Here is a 295-nt window from a genome sequence, read left to right on the forward strand (position 1 = left end):
GGGCCGACGACGGTGGCGATTTGCGGGCCGTCCACCATCGGTTTGTAGGGCATGGCAGCACGCCACGTCGCTGCACCTTTCACCACAGCAAAACTGTTGCTCATGGTCGTCGGTTCGCCGCCGCTTTCCTCTTCCAGCGCCTGCGGCTGTTGCCCGACGTGCGTCACGCTCACCGTCTGCCAGACCGCATTCAGCGTCGCATTCGGGTGCTCCGTCAGCGTGAAGGTGTTACCCGGCATCAGCCCCGCGCAGTTGGATTCCCCTTCGCTCGTCACCGCCCCTGAGCGCAGCGCAT

General features: G+C 65.1%; 1 protein-coding gene. It reads right to left on the reverse strand.

Translation table 11 applies throughout. From position 1 onward, the window contains the following. Positions 1 to 295, reverse strand: a 295-nt coding sequence (locus tag H0248_RS21765; RefSeq protein WP_257981586.1) for a contractile injection system protein, VgrG/Pvc8 family, incomplete at both ends; no start/stop codon positions are given.

Source organism: Pectobacterium brasiliense, from assembly GCF_013449685.1.
Taxonomy (GTDB): domain Bacteria; phylum Pseudomonadota; class Gammaproteobacteria; order Enterobacterales; family Enterobacteriaceae; genus Pectobacterium; species Pectobacterium brasiliense_A.